The organism is Actinoplanes regularis, from assembly GCF_900188005.1.
GTDB lineage: Bacteria > Actinomycetota > Actinomycetes > Mycobacteriales > Micromonosporaceae > Actinoplanes > Actinoplanes regularis.
This window is the reverse complement of the sequence record NZ_FZNR01000007.1, coordinates 1-15,095: the sequence shown is the minus strand read 5'-3', so window position 1 is coordinate 15,095 and position 15,095 is coordinate 1. Positions and strand designations below refer to the sequence as shown.

Genomic DNA, 15,095 nt, shown 5'->3' with positions numbered 1-15,095 from the left:
CACTGCAACGGGGCCGGCTGGAGGCGCGTCGCGGGTCGGAGCGGCAGCGGCCTCGCGCGAGAGCACCACGCCGGCTCGGCCGAGAGGCCCTCGGACGGGGCTCCGCTACTCGTACCGAAGGAATTGGTTCAAGCCTGAAGATTGCGGCAGATCTCGGCCAGGGCCGGGGGTTCGAGAGGGTCGGGGAGCTCCGGGAAGTCGGTGGGGTGGATCCAGGCGTGACCCAGCAGGTCGGCCTGCTCATACGGGAGCAGACCGTCCCGGGCGATCGCGGGGAGCGCAACCGCATACCGCGCGACGAAGAACTGCTCGGGGCCGGCATAGTGCCGGCCCTTCCAGAGCGTGTCGCGCTCGACCAGCGTGAAGTCCGGATGGATGGCCGCCGGGTCGAGGCCGGTCTCCTCGGCCAGTTCCCGCCGGGCCGTCTCCAGCGGCGTCTCGCCCGGGTCGATGCCGCCGCCCGGCGGCTCCCAGAGGCGGTGGCCGTCGGTCGGATCCGCCCAGTTCATCAGCAGAAGGCGACCGTCCCGGTCGAAGCAGAGGATTCGGACAGCCGGCCGGAAAACGGTCTCCATGGCGCTCGACTCTAGGCCGGTTCAAACCCGTCCGGGGAGCGGCCTAAGCTGGGCGGAGTGGCGAAGTACTTCGACGTGCACCCGGACAATCCGCAAGCGCGCATCATTCATCAGGTGGTCGACCTGATCCGTGCGGACGGGTTGATCGCCTATCCGACGGACTCGCGCTTCGCGCTCGGCTGCCGGATGGGGAACAAGGACGGGCTCGACCGGATCCGAGCGATCCGACATCTGGACGACAAGCACCATTTCACCCTGATGTGCTACGACTTCGCCCAGCTCGGCCAGTTCGTGCAGATCAACAACGCGCTGTTCCGGGCGATCAAGAGCAGCACCCCGGGGCCGTACACGTTCATCCTGCCGGCCACCAAGGAGGTCCCGCGGCGGCTGCTGCACCCGAAGAAGAAGACCGTCGGGGTGCGGATCACCGCGCACACCACCGCCCAGGCGATCCTCGCCGAACTGGGTGAACCGCTGGTCTCCAGCACCCTGCAACTGCCCGGCGAGGCGGAGCCGATGACCCAGGGCTGGGAGATCAAGGAGACCCTGGACCACAGCGTGGACGCGGTGATCGACTCCGGGGAGTGCGGCACCGACCTGACGACCGTGATCGACCTGTCCGAGGGGGTGCCGGAGGTGCTTCGGGTCGGCGCCGGGGATCCGGCGCGGTTCAGCGACTGAACAGGTCCAGCGGGACAGCGGCGGCCAGGGCCGACATGCCGGCGTCGTTCGGGTGCAGGTGGTCGCCGGGGTCGTAGCCGCGCCACAGGCGCTGCGGGAACCGGTCGTCGCAGACCGCGGCCTCGAAGTCGACCACCGCGTCGTACTCGCCGCTCTCCCGGATCCAGCGGTTGAGCGCGTCGCGGGCGGCGCGGTGCTCCGGCGTGTCGTACCCGCTGCCGCCGAACGGGAGCAGCGTGCCGCCGATCATGGTCAGCCCGGCGGCCCGGCCCTGCCCGATGAGCCGCCGGTGCCCGGCGATCAGCGCGTCCGCGCCGGCGCCGTGCCCGACGTCGTTGATCCCGAGCAGGGTGATGACGTGTCCGGCGCCGGGCTGGTCCAGCACGTCACGGGCGAAGCGGCGCAGGCCGGACGGGCCGACGGTGACGTGCCCGCGGTAGTTCGCCGCCTGTCCGCCATCCGTCGGCGGTTCCGGGCCGGAGAGCAGCCGGTTGCCGCCGATTCCGGCGTTCAGGACGCCGAGCGGCCGCCCTGCCGTCCGGGCCCGCGCGGCCAGCAGATCGGGCCACCTCCGGTTGGCACCGATCGTGCTGCCGGCCCCACAGGTGATCGAGTCGCCGAACGCAACGACCGCGGCGCTCGGTACGGCCGGGCGCACGCTGACGCCACCGAGCAGCACGTACCGGGTGATGACGGCGCCGCCGAACCCGTCGGGCAGGGCCGCGACGTTGCCCGGCACGACCTGGTTGCGCTGGTACGAGTTGGGGCTGAGGGTGCCGGCGCGGACGCTCTCCGGCAGGTAGAAGGTGATCACCAGGTCGTCGCCCGACGCGACCGGCAGGTCCGGGACCGGGTCGCTGATCAGGTTGCCGCCGGCCGGGACGACGACACCGGTGCGGCCGTCGAAGGTGACCGGGCGGACGGTGCCGGCCCGCATCGCGGTGCTGTCCGGTCCGCCGGCGCGGCGGCCGGTCCAGACTTCGCCGAGGTGGACCGGTTCGTCGCCGTACTCATTGGTCAGCCGCAGGCGTGGTTCGATTCCGCCGAGGCTGAGGTGCACCACCTGGCGTACGGTGCAGTCCGCGGTGAAGAGTTTCGTCCCCGGCGTCGGCGCGGTGGCCCAACTGCCGGTCCAGGAGGTCGCGGCGGCCGTGTTGCGCCGCTGCCCGGCGGCGCCGGGGACCGCGACCAGCGTGGCCACACCGACGCCACCGAGGATCAGGGCGCGCCGGCTCGCGGCGCGCCCGAGGGCGGAGAAGCGATCGATGTGCAAGACCGAAACGTAAGCAGCCGGTAGCACACCGTCAATACCTCCCGGCGAAACCGACCCGGAGGTGTGCGGTTGCCACACCCCCGGGTCGGTTCGGATCACCCGGTCGAGCAGCTCAGGTTCTGCACGGTGGCCGGAGCCGTGCCGGAGCCGAGGAAGCCGAACGTGGTGGAGTTGCCGGCCGCGATCGTCCCGTTCCAGGTTTCGTTGGTCGCGGTGACCAGCGAACCGCTGCTGGTCGCCTTGGCGCTCCAGACGGAGGCCAGGGTCTGGCTGCCGGGCCACGTCCAGGTGACGCGCCAGCCGTTGACCGCGGTGGTGCCCGCGTGCACCATCACCTGGCCCTGGAACCCTCCGGACCAGGTCGAGACGACGTTGTACATCGCGGTGCAGCCGGTGCCGGTGCCCCCGCCGGGCGTCGACGGGGACGTGGACGGGCTCGCCGGGGTCGACGGGGAGGGCGAGGTCGGCTGGGTGCCGACCCCGGTGACCTCCCCGTGGCCGCCGTCGAAGACCACGTCGGAGCAGCCGTAGAAGGTCTCCTGGCTGTCCGAGCGGGACCAGACCGAGTAGATCAGGTGCTTGCCGGTCTTGCCCGACGGCAGGTTCCCGGTCCAGTAGTAGTGCCCGTCATCGGTGCCCGGGCCACCGTTCGCGGGCGGGTTGGTCACCTGGTCGAACGGGGTCGGCTCGAGGTCGCTCCAGGCGAGCGGCTTGGTCGGGTCGTAACCGTTCTTGGTGATGTAGAGGTAGAACGTGCCGGGGTGCTTGGCCCAGTCGTTGTAGTGGAACTCGACGGAGGCCCCGGCGGTCAGGTGGGTCTGCGGCCAGTCGGTCCGGGCCAGGTTGAACCCGGTGAAGTTGTACGGCCCACCGGTTCCGCCGCTGCACAGCTGACCGTCCGGCAGGAAGCCGTTGACCCGGCCGGCGCCGTCCGAGCGGAGCACGGCGAACCAGTTGTACAGCGAGTTGACGCCGCTCTGCGCGACCGCCGCGGCGCAGGCCGCGTTCTTCGGTTCGATCGCGCCGGTGGTCGGGTTGCGGCCGTCCTGGTAGCAGAGCCAGGTCCGGCTGCCCGGTACCTGTAGTGCGCCGTGCGCCTGGGCGGCCGTGGGCAGGACGAGGATCCCGGCCACGAGCGCGCTGACGAACAGGGCGATTCTGGCAATCTTCATGGCGTCACCCGTTCGGGAACAGCCGGGCGAAGTCGGCGTAGCCGGTTGCCACGTCGACCTGGGCCCAGAACCGGTGGTAGTTGAACGTCGGTGCGGCCCCTCCGTTGAGGTACGCCTGGACCTTCGGGAAGTCCGGGTCGTTCTTGTAGAAGGAGCGGATGTCCAGGAACGACTTGCCGGGGGCGATCACGTCGCCGTTCGGCATCTTGCCGGTCCAGCCCTGCGGGATGTACAGGCCCTGGCCGGTGCTCGCGTTGTAGACATCGTCGAAACGGTTGTAGTCGGCGCGCGTCTCGGTGACCGAGACACCCTTCGAGTCCTTGTGCGTCCAGATCGCGTCGAGCAGGTTCTTGGCCGCCGTCTTCGCCGTGGCGTTGCCGGACTTGGCCGCGTAGTAGGTGAGCAGCTTGGCGAACGAGCCCGCCACGCCGAGGTCCTGACCCTTGCTGGTGACCGTCACGTGCAGGTTCGTGTTCGTGGCCGGGCTGGACGGGTTCCAGGTGGCGGGCGCACCCGACCAGGACATGTCGGACGGGATGGAGAAGCTGGTGGCACTGATCGTGGAGTTCGCCAGCGCCCACGGCACCCACTTGTCGAGCACCGACTTGGCCTTGGCGTCACCGGTCGTGTAGTAGTACTCGGCCAGCCGCTCCAGCGACCAGGTCTGCATGCCGAACCACTGGTTGGACGGCGGGTCGGCGTAGACCGGAGCCACGACGTAGGACAGGCCGTAGAACGTCGGGGTGCCGGACGGCGGTGCCGAGTAGTTGCCGTTCCAGCTGTTGGTGGCGCCACCGGCGATGGCCCCCTCGCTGGACTGCAGCCACTGGTAGAACTCCAGCTGCCGGTTCAGGCTGGCCTGCCAGTCCGCCTTGGCGGTCGGTGACTTCGGCGCGAACGCCGAGACGTTCGACAGCACGTACGCCGCCATCGGGTTCTGGTAGCCGAAGTGGCTGGTGCTGGAGCCGATCCGCCACGCCCAGCCGGCGGACGTGTCGTAGGCGCCGCCCCAGGCGTAGTACCAGGACATCAGGTTGTTCGAGGCGTTCTTGCCGGTGCCGGCCGCACACGAGGTGGAGGTGCAACCCGGCTGCTTGAAGTACTTGTCGTAGAACGAGTACCGCAGGTAGTCACCCATCTTCGCGGCGTTGGCGACGGCCGTGGAGATCTGCGACGCCTTGCCCTGCGCGGTCGCCCAGGTGTACGCCCAGTACGCCGCCTGCACCGCCCGCGAGTCCGCGTCCGGCGCGTTGGTGTACTTCCACTGCTTGGCGTACGACGCGTCCTTGGTGAACAGGTCCAGGTAGCCGTTCGGGCCACCGTGCTTGAACGTGTCGCAGGACGGCTGCGGCACGGTCTCCCAGGTGGACTCCTGCGGCCCACGCTGGAACGTGTTGATGTAGGTGACCCGGCTCGTCCCGTCACCGCAGTGGCCGAAGCCGTACGTGTTGTCCACGTCCAGCAGCCAGTGCATGCCGTAGATGTCGTCGGTGCCGTACGCGCTCTTCAGCTCAGCCGCCAGCGGGTCCGACCCGACCGACACCCCGGTGTCCAGCTGTGACGGGTACTGCGAGGGCAGCGGGTACTCGGCCGCGTAGGTGGCCGGCTTGGACGCGTTGTAGTTGGCGTTGGTCGGCTGGTCGGCGTGCGAGGGGATGATGTACTTCTCCATCGTCGTCCAGGCGCTGTTGAACGGCGCCCAGTCCCCGGTGGCCTGCCCGTGCTCGGCCTCCAGCCACAGCCAGTAGCTGAACGCCTCGCTGGTCGTCTCGTGCCCCTGGTCGGGCGCCTCGTCGATCAGCGTCTCGATCGAGTGGTAGGGCACGCCCTCCGGGCTGAAGTAGCCGTTCGCCGAGTTCTTGATGTCGTTGTACATCTGGGTGAACCGTGCGTCGACCGCGCCCGCCTTGACGATCGTCACCGCGACGTTCGCCGCGGTGTACCCGCTCGACGTGGCCGTGATCGTGGCCGTGTCGCCGACCGTCGCCGAACTGGTCGCGGCGATCGTGACGGCTTGGCCGGTGCTCCAGTTCGACGGGGTGAACGTGAGCGTGGCCGGGGTGGCGGTGACCGCGGTGGAGCCCGCGCTGCGGGCCACCGCGACGGTGACGTTCGCGGTGGGCGCCTTGCTCAGCGCGACCTTGAACGAGCCGCTCGCCCCGGGCTCGAGCGTTGCCGACGTGGCGTCGGCGACGATCGCCGGGTTGGTCGACGCGTCGACGAAGACCGGCACGTCGGCGGTGTTGCTCCTGGTGCCGGCGCCGTCGTAGGCGATGGCCTGCAGGTGGTAGGCGGCCGTCTGGGCCGGGACCCCGGTCCAGGTGTACGCGTACGGCGCGCTGGTGTCCGTGCCGAGCAGCAGGCCGTCGTGGTAGAACTCGACCTTCGCGATGCTCTGGCCACTGGTCGCGGTGGCGGTGGCCGCGATCGGGATGGACGCCGGCGCGGTGTACCGGGTGTTCGCGGCCGGGCTGCTGATCGCCACGGTGGGCGCGGCCGCCGAGCCGTTGCAGGGCACCCCGTTCAGGGTGAACGTGGTGGGCACCGGGTTGGTGGAGCCGAAGGTGCCGTTGAAACCGGTGCTGGTGGAGGCCCCGGTGCCGAGCGTGCCGTTCCAGGCCGCGTTGGTCACCGTGACGTGCTGGCCGCTCTGCGCGTAGGTGCCGTTCCAGCCCTGGGTGACCTTCTGCGCGGCGTCCGGGAAGTCGTACTCGAGCTTCCAGGACGTGATCGGGTCACCGGAGTTGGTGATGGCGATGTCACCGGTGAAGCCACCGGACCACTGGCTCTGAACCTTGTAGACGACAGCACAGCCGGCCGCGGCGTAGGCCGGCGGGCCGCCGGCCACGAAAACCGCCCCGGCGCCGAGGACGGCGACGCCGGTTACGGCCAGCCTGCGTCGCAGGCGTTGAACGTACGGTCTCACGGGGGTGTCCTCCTAAGGGACTCGGGAGCAGGAGACGGGAGACGGGACGGGATTGGTGGTGCCGGTGGTGCTGCCGAGGAATCCGAACGTGGTGGAGGCCCCGGACGCGAGAGCGCCGTTGTAGGACGCGTTGGTGACGGTGACCGCGGTGCCGGACTGGGTGGCGGTGCCGCCCCAGGACTGGGTCACGGTCTGCCCGGCGGTGTAGGTCCACTTGACGGTCCAGCCGGTGGTGGCCGTGGCGCCGTTGTTGGTCACCGTGACCTCACCCTGGAAGCCGCCGGTCCACGAGCCGGTGATCTTGTAGGCGGCGGTGCAGCCGGTGCCCGTCGACGGCGAGGTGGACGGGGAGATCGAGGTGGAGGGCGACACCGACGCCGACGGGGAGACCGACGCCGAGGCCGAGGCGGACGCGGAGGTCGACGGCACCGGGCCGGTCCGGTCGGCGTAGAGGATGCCGCGGCCGTTGGTGCCCAGGTAGACCCGGCCCCAGATGCGCGGGTCGCCGGTCAGGGCGTCGCCCATGTTGCCGTACTGGTGCTTGTCGTCGTTGATCCGGAGCCAGTTCGCGCCGGTGTCGTCGGAGCGGTACACCCCGTCGACCCCGTCCACCGTGCCGACCAGGAAGACGGCCGGGTGGGAGGCGCCCGGCGCGGCCTTGCCGAAGGCGACGTTGATTCCCTCGGTGATCTTGGAGGAGACCGTGGCGAAGGTCTTGCCCGAATCGATCGAGCGGAGCAGGCCGGTCGCGCCGGCCACCCAGACCTCGCCGGCGACGCCCGGGACCGCCTTCAGGTGCAGGCGCCCGGTCGTGGGCAGGGCCACCGACTGCGCGGTGAACGTCGCTCCGCCGTCCGTGCTGGTGTAGAACTTGCCGGCGGCGTACGCGTAGAAGGTCTTGGGGTTGACCCGGTCGGATTCGACGATCGCCCCGGCCGGCAGCCCGGTGGCGGCGGTCCAGCTGCTGCCCCGCGTGGTCGAGTAGTGGACGCCGGTGCCCGCCGGCGACCAGACCACGTAGTTGGCGTCCGCACCGACCGCCACGGTGCCGCCACCGGTCACCCCGGACGGCTCCTGACCCTGGTACCAGTTCTTGCCGCCGTCGTTGGAGATGCCGATGTGCGGGGCGGCGTCGGCGTTGCCCACCCGGACGAAGAACGCCGGGCTGAGCTCGGCGAAGTCCAGGCTCGTGTTGCTGCCCAGGCTCGGGGTGTCGTGGAAGTTGGCCGGCACCGCGTCCAGGTCGGCGTGGTAGAAGCCGCCGATGTCACCGAGCGCGCTGACCAGCGGGGCCCCGGTGGAGGGGCTGGCCAGGTCGAGGACGGCGGTCTCCTCGAGGCCCTTGGCCATCGGCTTGATCGTGAACGTGGTGTTGGCGTCCCAGTTGGTGAGCTGGGTGGTGCCGTACACCGTGGCGCCGGTGCCGTACAGCAGCCGGTTGGAGTCGAACGGGTCGATCGCGAGCGACTCGTTCATCCAGCCGAGCTTCGGGGTCTCCTCGGGCGGCTGCGGGTTGTTGTTGAAGTCGAGCCACGGGTTCGCGGAGATGTCCATGGTGTAGCGCTTGGTCCGGCTGGGGTAGCCGTTCCAGTCCCAGATCCGGGTCCAGGTGGCGCCGTAGTCGGTGCTGCGGAAGAAGATCGCGTCCGGCCACCAGGAGATCTGGGTGGCGACCATCAGGGTGCCCGGCTTCTTGGCGTCGACGGTCAGGCCGGAGTAGCCGTAGTACCGGTCGGCGACCGCCGTGGGCGAGATGTTCGTCCAGGTGCCGGTGCTGATCTGGTACTTCCAGACCTCGCCGGCCGCACCGTCGTACGGACCGCCGGTGTCGCTGGTGGTGATGTAGAGATAGTCGCCCTGTACGGCGCCCTTGTGCGCGAGGTACCCGGTCGGCTGCCCGGCGATCCGGGTCCACGTCGAGCCGCTGTCCGAGGACATGTAGACCGGGTTGTCCTTGTCGGCCACCCCGACGAAGATCTTCCCGGCGGATCCGAAGGTCACCCAGCTCAGGCCCTGGTTCTGGTTCAGGTAGTTGTTGGTGTCGGTGGGGTCCTGGACGTAGTTGCCGACGTTCGGGAAGTTGCCGACCTTGGCCCAGGTGGCGCCGTAGTCGGTGCTGCGCCAGAGCCCGTTGCCACCCTCGGCCGCGAAGTAGACGTTCTTGTTGTTGGCCGGGTCGACCGCGAGGCGCTCCCCCATGCCCCGGCCGGGCATGTTGCCGCCGAGTTTGAACGGAAGATTGGTCTGCGACCAGGTGTTCCCCTTGTCGGTGGAGCGCAGGATCGCACCGTTGTTCGGGTCCCAGCTGTTGGTGTACATCCCGACGGCGGCGTAGACGCGGGTGGTGTCGACCGGGTCCGGGGCGATGCTGAGCACACCGTTGTGGCCCCAGTCGTCCTGGCCGACCCAGTCCAGCAGCGGGGTCCAGCTCTGGCTCGTCTGGTTCCAGCGGTACGCGCCGCCGATGTCGGTGCGGGCGTAGATGAGGTTCTGCTCGCCGGGGTTGAAGACGATGCCGGGGACGAAGCCACCGCCGTCGATCCGGACGTTCTTCCAGCTGTACGGGTCGGTGCCGGCAGCCGTGGCGGACATCGGCTGGGAGATCACGACGACCGCGGTGGCGGCGACCGCCAGAGCGGCGACGAGCGCGCCGCCGGGGGACCTTCTCATGGGGGCAGACCTTCCATTGATGAGCATGAAGGTGGGAGCGCTCCCAGAAGCGTCTGTCTCCGTCATCTTCCTGTCAAGAGCCGGAAACATCAGAAGTCCGTCGCCGTTCAACTACGGAGCGCGACAATTTGGTGAAAGACAGGTTTCGATCTTCGAGCGCCGGGGCAAAACCGCCGGTCGGAGCGGCTCTCCCCGGAAGTAGCACTGTGAGCAGCGACAAGTTGCCAGAGGTGCGGCTGTGTATCATTCGGCGGAATGTGCGGGCTGACACCTGACGGCCAGGCCCGCAACCAGTCGGCAGTGAGGCCACCGGTACACGGTGTGACGACGGCCCGGCGTAGCGGTGGAGGAGATTGCATGAAGGTTTGCGTTGTTGGTACCGGCTATGTCGGCCTGACCACCGGCGTCAGCCTCGCCTTCCTGGGGCATGAGGTGACGTGTGTGGATCTCGACCAGCACAAGGTCGACATGCTGCGCGCCGGAAAGTGCCCAATCTACGAGCCCGGGATGGAGGAGCTGCTCGCCGAGGCGGCGCCCAACCTGAGCTTCACCACCAGCTACGACGAGGGTGTGCCCGGCGCTGACGTGGTCTTCGTCGCGGTGCAGACCCCGTCGGCCGAGGACGGCAGCCCCGACCTGCGCTACCTCCGCTCCGCCGCGGAGAGCGTGGCCCGCTCGCTGAACCACGGTTTCACCGTCGTGGTGAACAAGTCGACCGTGCCGATCGGCAGCGGCAACTGGGTGGACGCGATCCTGCGCGAGTCGTTCGCCCAGCGCGAGGACCGCCCGGCCGGCGTCGAGTTCTCGGTCGCCTCGAACCCGGAGTTCCTGCGTGAGGGCAACGCCATCGCGGACACCCTCTACCCGGACCGGATCGTCATCGGCTCGGACAGCCCGCGCAGCCTGGAAGTGCTGAACCGGCTCTACCAGCCGATCATCAACCAGACCTTCACCGCGCCCACCTTCCAGCCGCGCCCCGAGGACGCCACCGCGGTGCCGCTGGTCTCCACCGACCTGGCCTCCGCCGAGCTGATCAAGTACGCGGCCAACGCGTTCCTGGCCCTCAAGATCAGCTACGTGAACGAGATCGGCCAGCTCGCCGCGAAGGTCGGCGCCGACATCACCGAGGTCGCCCGGGGCATGGGCCTGGACCAGCGGATCGGCTCCCGGTTCCTGCAGCCCGGCGTGGGCTGGGGCGGCTCCTGCTTCGGCAAGGACACCAAGGCGCTGATCGCCACGGCGGCCGAGTACAACCACGAGATGCCGATCGTGAAGGCGGCCCGCGACGTCAACCAGCGGCAGCGCGCGATCGCGGTGGAGCGGCTCCAGGACGAGCTGCGGATCCTCAAGGGCCGCAAGATCGGCCTGCTCGGCCTCGCCTTCAAGCCGAACACCGACGACCTGCGCGACTCGCCGGCGCTCGACATCGCGAACCTGCTGCTGGCCCGGGGCGCCCGCGTCCGGCTGCACGACCCGATCGCCGGTGAGCGCTTCCGGCACGAGCAGCCGGAGCTGGCGCCGCACCTGAGCGAGAGCCTGGACGGCGTCTTCGACGACTGCGACGCGGTCGTGCTGGTCACCGAGTGGGCTCAGTACCTGGAGCTGGACTGGAGCAAGTTCGTCGGGCTGATGCGCAACCCGCTCGTGCTGGACGGCCGGCACGCGCTGGACGGCGACCGGATGCGCCGGCTGGGCTACAAGTACCTCGCTGTGGCGGGCTGACCGACCCACCCGCACAACTCACCGGAACCGCCGTGGCCCCTGGCCACGGCGGTTCCTTTTTGCGTCGTAGGCGCAATCCGTCCGACCTTCTCCGCTTGACGACTGAAGCGGGTTCCCGCGAAGCCCAACAAAACCGACTCACTGCTAGTATCATGGCGATTTAAGGCGTATAAATCCGGATAAACTACCCGGAGCAACTGGCCTCTTCCGTCAATCTTCTTAACCGGTTAAGGTGCGCGGGTCTCGCAGCTATATCGTTACCGACTCGATCACGGGGAAATCATTGCGCAACGTGGCGGTTACCTCTTGACTGTTGGTCGAGTCGCGCTTCGGACGGCGGCGTCGCCAGACGCCGGAGGCGCGTCAAAGACATAGGGAGCGGTATGTTCGGTCAGAGTGGGAGTTCGCGATCCCGAGTCGCGCTCGCTGGTGCCCTCGGCGTCGGGCTGGTTCTCAGCCTCGCGGCCTGCGGCGGCGACAAGAAGGACGACTCGAGCGGTTCCACCGATGCGGCGTCGGCCGGCATCGACTGCGCGCAGTTCAGCCAGTTCGGCGACCTCAAGGGCAAGACCGTGTCGGTCTACACCGGCATCGTCACCCCGGAGGACACCCCGCACAAGAAGTCGTACGAGGCTTTCGAGAAGTGCACCGGCGTCACGGTGAAGTACGAGGGTGACAAGTCCTTCGAGACCCAGATCCTCGTCCGCGCGAAGGCCGGCAACCCGCCGGACATCGCGTACGTGCCGCAGCCGGGTCTGCTCAAGCAGCTCGTCGACACCGGCAAGGCGGTGGAGGCCCCCAAGGAGGTCTCCGACAACACCGACAAGTGGTTCGGCAAGGACTGGAAGTCCTACGGCACGGTCAACGGCAAGTTCTACGCCGCGCCGCTGGGTGCCAACGTCAAGTCCCTGGTGTGGTACTCGCCGAAGGAGTTCAAGGACAAGGGCTACACCATCCCGACGACCCTGGACGAGCTGAAGCAGCTCAGCGACAAGATCGCGGCCACCGGCAGCAAGCCGTGGTGCGCGGGCATCGGCTCCGGTGACGCCACCGGCTGGCCGGTCACCGACTGGGTCGAGGACTTCATGCTCCGTGTGAACGGTGTCGACGCCTACGACAAGTGGGTCAGCCACGAGATCCCGTTCAACGGCCCCGAGTCCACCGCCGCGTGGAACGCCGTCGGCGACTACCTGAAGAACGACAAGTTCGTGAACGGCGGTATCGGCGACGTCAAGAGCATCGCCGCCACCTCGTTCCAGGACGGCGGCCTGAACATCCTCGAGGGCACCTGTTCGCTGCACCGCCAGGCCAGCTTCTACGCGGCCAACTTCCCCAAGGCCACCAAGATCGCGGAAGACGGCGACATCTACGCCTTCTACCTGCCCGGCAAGGACGCCAGCAGCAAGCCGGTCCTGGGCGGCGGCGAGTTCGTCGTGGCCTTCGCCGACCGTCCCGAGGTCAAGGCGTTCCAGTACTACCTCTCCACCGAGATCTGGGCCAACCAGAAGGCCAAGGCCTCCAGTGGCTGGGTGAGCGCCAACAAGGGCCTCAACATCGAGAACCTGACCAACCCGATCGACGTGCTCTCCGCGAAGATCCTGCAGGACCCGAACGCGCAGTTCCGGTTCGACGGTTCGGACATGATGCCCGCCGCGGTCGGCTCCAACGCCTTCTGGAAGCAGGCCACGGCCTGGATCACCGGACAGGACACGGCGACCACGGTGAACAACATCGAAGCCGCATGGCCCAAGAAGTGATCTGAGCCGAATCTCCGAGGCCGGCCGGGACGCCCTGCGCGTCCCGGCCGGCCATCGCCCTCTTTCCCCTCGGAATACGAAGGAGGTCCGGGTCGCGTGTTTGAGACCGCGAGCACCACCCCTGAAAAGCTCCTGCAAATGCTCTCGGCGCTGCTGCTGTTCGCCGCCGTGATGGGCGTCATCCTCTTCATCGCGAGTCGCGTCCGGGGCAAGCGCTCCGACAACTGGGTCGGCTACCTCTACCTGCTGCCGGTCGTGGTGCTACTCGCTGTCGGCCTGGTCTACCCCGGCCTGCGCACCGTCTACGAGTCGTTCTTCGACGCGCACGGCGAAGAGTTCATCGGCGTCGACAACTACAAAACCATCCTCACCGACAACGACCAACTGGTCGTGCTCGGTAACACGATCATCTGGGTGGTCCTGGTTCCGCCGCTGGCGACCGCGATCGGCCTGGTCTACGCGATCCTGGTGGACAAGTCCCGCTTCGAGTCGTTCGCCAAGGCGCTGATCTTCCTGCCGATGGCGATCTCCATGGTCGCCGCGTCGGTGATCTGGAAGTTCGTCTACGAGTACCGGGTCAACCAGCCGAACGTGAACCAGATCGGCCTGCTCAACCAGATCATCGTCTGGCTCGGCGGCGAACCGGTCCAGCTGCTGATCACCGACACCGGGCGGCTGAACACCCTGTTGCTGATCGTGGTGTTCATCTGGATCCAGGCCGGCTTCGCCATGACGATCCTCTCGGCCGCGATCAAGGCGATCCCGGACGAGATCGTGGAGGCCGCCCGCCTCGACGGCGTCAGCCCGTGGAGCATGTTCTTCAAGATCACGCTGCCCAGCGTCCGGACGACCGTCGTCGTGGTGCTGACCACGCTGGCCATCGGCACGCTCAAGGTCTTCGACGTGGTCCGCACGATGACCGGCGGTAACTTCAAGACCAGCGTCATCGCGAACGAGTTCTACAGCCAGCTGATCCGGGCCGACAACCAGGGTCTCGCCGCGGCGCTCGCGGTGGTGCTGTTCATCCTCGTGCTGCCGATCGTCTTCTACAACATCCGCCACGTCCGTCGGGAGGCATGATGACGGCCACACCCGTAGCGACGACGCCGGAACTCAAGGCACCCGCACCGAGCGCCTCCGCGATCGCGAAGAAGCGGCTCAGCTCGCCGTGGGCCTCCCTGGTCGCGATCGTCGTCGCGGTGCTCTGGACGCTCCCGACGTTCGGGCTGCTGCTCTCGTCGTTCCGTCCGGAGATGGACATCAAGCGGACCGGCTGGTGGACGTTCTTCAGCGACCCACAGGTCACCCTGGACAACTACCGAGCCGTGTTCGACGAGGAGACCGGCGTCAACCTCGCCGACTTCTTCGTCAACTCGCTGACGATCTGCATCCCGGCGGTGCTGATCCCGATCGCGCTCGCCGCCCTGGGCGCCTACGCGTTCGCCTGGATCAACTTCCGCGGAAAGAACATCCTGTTCCTGGCGATCTTCGCGCTGCAGATCGTCCCGCTGCAGGTCACCCTGATCCCGCTGCTGACGATCTTCGTGAAGATCGACATCAGCGGTACGTTCTGGCCGCTGTGGCTGGCGCACTCCACGTTCGCCCTGCCCCTGGCGATCTACCTGCTGCACAACTTCATGAAGGAGATCCCGGCCGGCCTCATCGAGGCCGCCCGCATCGACGGCGCCGGGCACGTGTCGATCTTCTTCCGGGTGATGCTGCCACTGCTCATCCCGGCACTGGCGGCGTTCGGCATCTTCCAGTTCCTCTGGGTCTGGAACGACCTGCTGGTGGCCCTGGTCTTCGCGGGCGGCGGCGACGAGGTCGCCCCGATCACCCTGCAGCTGGCCAACATCACCGGCACCCGCGGCACGGCCTGGCACCTGCTGGCCTCGGGCACGTTCGTCTCGATCATCGTGCCGGTCACGGTGTTCCTGCTGCTCCAGCGCTACTTTGTCCGCGGCCTGCTCGCCGGCAGCGTCAAGGGGTAGCTTCCACCTCCTGTCACATGTTCTGCGGGGCCGCACCACACGGTGCGGCCCCGCAGTGCGTCAGACAACCAACAGCAAATTCAAGATCCATTTCCCTAGGTACGACCGATGGGGCGCCGTGGCCAGGCTCGAGCCAAGTCCCGTGGCGCACTCGCGCGAGGCCCGCGCCACCCCGACCCGCCGCCGCGCCCCACGACCCCGCCCATCAACCGCAACGGCCGGCGCCCCCTCTCAGAGGCCGGTCCGTGAGGTTACGTCCGTTTCTGGCTGAGGGTGAATAGGCCGGGCTGGGTCTCGGTCAGGATCTCGCGGTTGACCAGGCGTTTCA

At 68.3% G+C, this 15,095-nt stretch carries 10 protein-coding genes; 5 read left to right on the top strand and 5 right to left on the bottom strand.

Annotation, left to right across the window (positions count from 1 at the left end; translation table 11 throughout):
- Window positions 1–128 precede the first annotated feature (128 nt).
- Complete coding sequence (locus CHC09_RS19605) at window positions 129–575, bottom strand: NUDIX domain-containing protein (protein WP_089294607.1); 447 nt, start codon at window positions 573–575, stop codon at window positions 129–131.
- Between the two features lie 57 nt (window positions 576–632).
- Between CHC09_RS19605 and CHC09_RS19600 the strand changes: the two genes are divergently transcribed.
- Window positions 633–1,256 (top strand): L-threonylcarbamoyladenylate synthase, encoded by a 624-nt coding sequence (locus CHC09_RS19600; protein ID WP_089294606.1) that lies wholly within the window; start codon window positions 633–635, stop codon window positions 1,254–1,256.
- Here the strand turns inward: CHC09_RS19600 and CHC09_RS19595 are convergent.
- The 4 genes from CHC09_RS19595 to CHC09_RS19580 all read right to left on the bottom strand — a co-directional run bounded on the left by CHC09_RS19595 (window position 1,246) and on the right by CHC09_RS19580 (window position 9,297).
- Window positions 1,246–2,529 carry an SGNH/GDSL hydrolase family protein gene (locus CHC09_RS19595; protein ID WP_239138389.1) on the bottom strand — a complete coding sequence of 428 codons (1,284 nt, stop codon included), beginning with the start codon at window positions 2,527–2,529 and terminating at the stop codon, window positions 1,246–1,248. The genes CHC09_RS19600 and CHC09_RS19595 overlap by 11 nt on opposite strands.
- A 95-nt stretch (window positions 2,530–2,624) precedes the next feature.
- Entirely contained in the window at window positions 2,625–3,701 is a 1,077-nt protein-coding gene (locus tag CHC09_RS19590) for a lytic polysaccharide monooxygenase auxiliary activity family 9 protein (RefSeq protein ID WP_089294605.1), read from the bottom strand.
- Window positions 3,702–3,705: 4 nt separating this feature from the next.
- Window positions 3,706–6,627: a glycoside hydrolase family 48 protein gene (locus CHC09_RS19585; protein ID WP_239138390.1), complete on the bottom strand. Its 2,922-nt coding sequence runs from the start codon at window positions 6,625–6,627 to the stop codon at window positions 3,706–3,708.
- 12 nt (window positions 6,628–6,639) lie between these two features.
- Complete coding sequence (locus CHC09_RS19580) at window positions 6,640–9,297, bottom strand: cellulose binding domain-containing protein (RefSeq protein WP_089294604.1); 2,658 nt, start codon at window positions 9,295–9,297, stop codon at window positions 6,640–6,642.
- 357 nt (window positions 9,298–9,654) lie between these two features.
- Here CHC09_RS19580 and CHC09_RS19575 point away from each other — a divergent pair, with 357 nt between their 5' ends.
- The 4 genes from CHC09_RS19575 (at window position 9,655) to CHC09_RS19560 (ending at window position 14,767) form a co-directional block, all read left to right on the top strand.
- The gene (locus CHC09_RS19575; protein WP_089294603.1) at window positions 9,655–11,019 is read left to right on the top strand and encodes a UDP-glucose dehydrogenase family protein; all 1,365 of its coding nucleotides are present in this window, start codon (window positions 9,655–9,657) and stop codon (window positions 11,017–11,019) included.
- Between the two features lie 383 nt (window positions 11,020–11,402).
- Window positions 11,403–12,776 carry an ABC transporter substrate-binding protein gene (locus CHC09_RS19570; protein ID WP_089294602.1) on the top strand — a complete coding sequence of 458 codons (1,374 nt, stop codon included), beginning with the start codon at window positions 11,403–11,405 and terminating at the stop codon, window positions 12,774–12,776.
- A 138-nt stretch (window positions 12,777–12,914) separates the two neighbouring features.
- Window positions 12,915–13,856: a carbohydrate ABC transporter permease gene (locus tag CHC09_RS19565; RefSeq protein WP_179277212.1), complete on the top strand. Its 942-nt coding sequence runs from the start codon at window positions 12,915–12,917 to the stop codon at window positions 13,854–13,856.
- Window positions 13,853–14,767 carry a carbohydrate ABC transporter permease gene (locus CHC09_RS19560; protein WP_373871920.1) on the top strand — a complete coding sequence of 305 codons (915 nt, stop codon included), beginning with the start codon at window positions 13,853–13,855 and terminating at the stop codon, window positions 14,765–14,767. Before CHC09_RS19565 ends, CHC09_RS19560 begins: the two co-directional genes overlap by 4 nt.
- Window positions 14,768–15,095: the final 328 nt, after the last annotated feature.

Coding starts and splice junctions, on each gene's coding strand:
- CHC09_RS19590 (WP_089294605.1), bottom strand. CDS start 3,701: ATGAAGATTGCCAGAATCGCCCTGTTCGTCAGCGCGCTCGTGGCCGGG.
- CHC09_RS19605 (WP_089294607.1), bottom strand. CDS start 575: ATGGAGACCGTTTTCCGGCCGGCTGTCCGAATCCTCTGCTTCGACCGG.
- CHC09_RS19580 (WP_089294604.1), bottom strand. CDS start 9,297: ATGAGAAGGTCCCCCGGCGGCGCGCTCGTCGCCGCTCTGGCGGTCGCC.
- CHC09_RS19575 (WP_089294603.1), top strand. CDS start 9,655: ATGAAGGTTTGCGTTGTTGGTACCGGCTATGTCGGCCTGACCACCGGC.
- CHC09_RS19560 (WP_373871920.1), top strand. CDS start 13,853: ATGATGACGGCCACACCCGTAGCGACGACGCCGGAACTCAAGGCACCC.
- CHC09_RS19565 (WP_179277212.1), top strand. CDS start 12,915: ATGCTCTCGGCGCTGCTGCTGTTCGCCGCCGTGATGGGCGTCATCCTC.
- CHC09_RS19570 (WP_089294602.1), top strand. CDS start 11,403: ATGTTCGGTCAGAGTGGGAGTTCGCGATCCCGAGTCGCGCTCGCTGGT.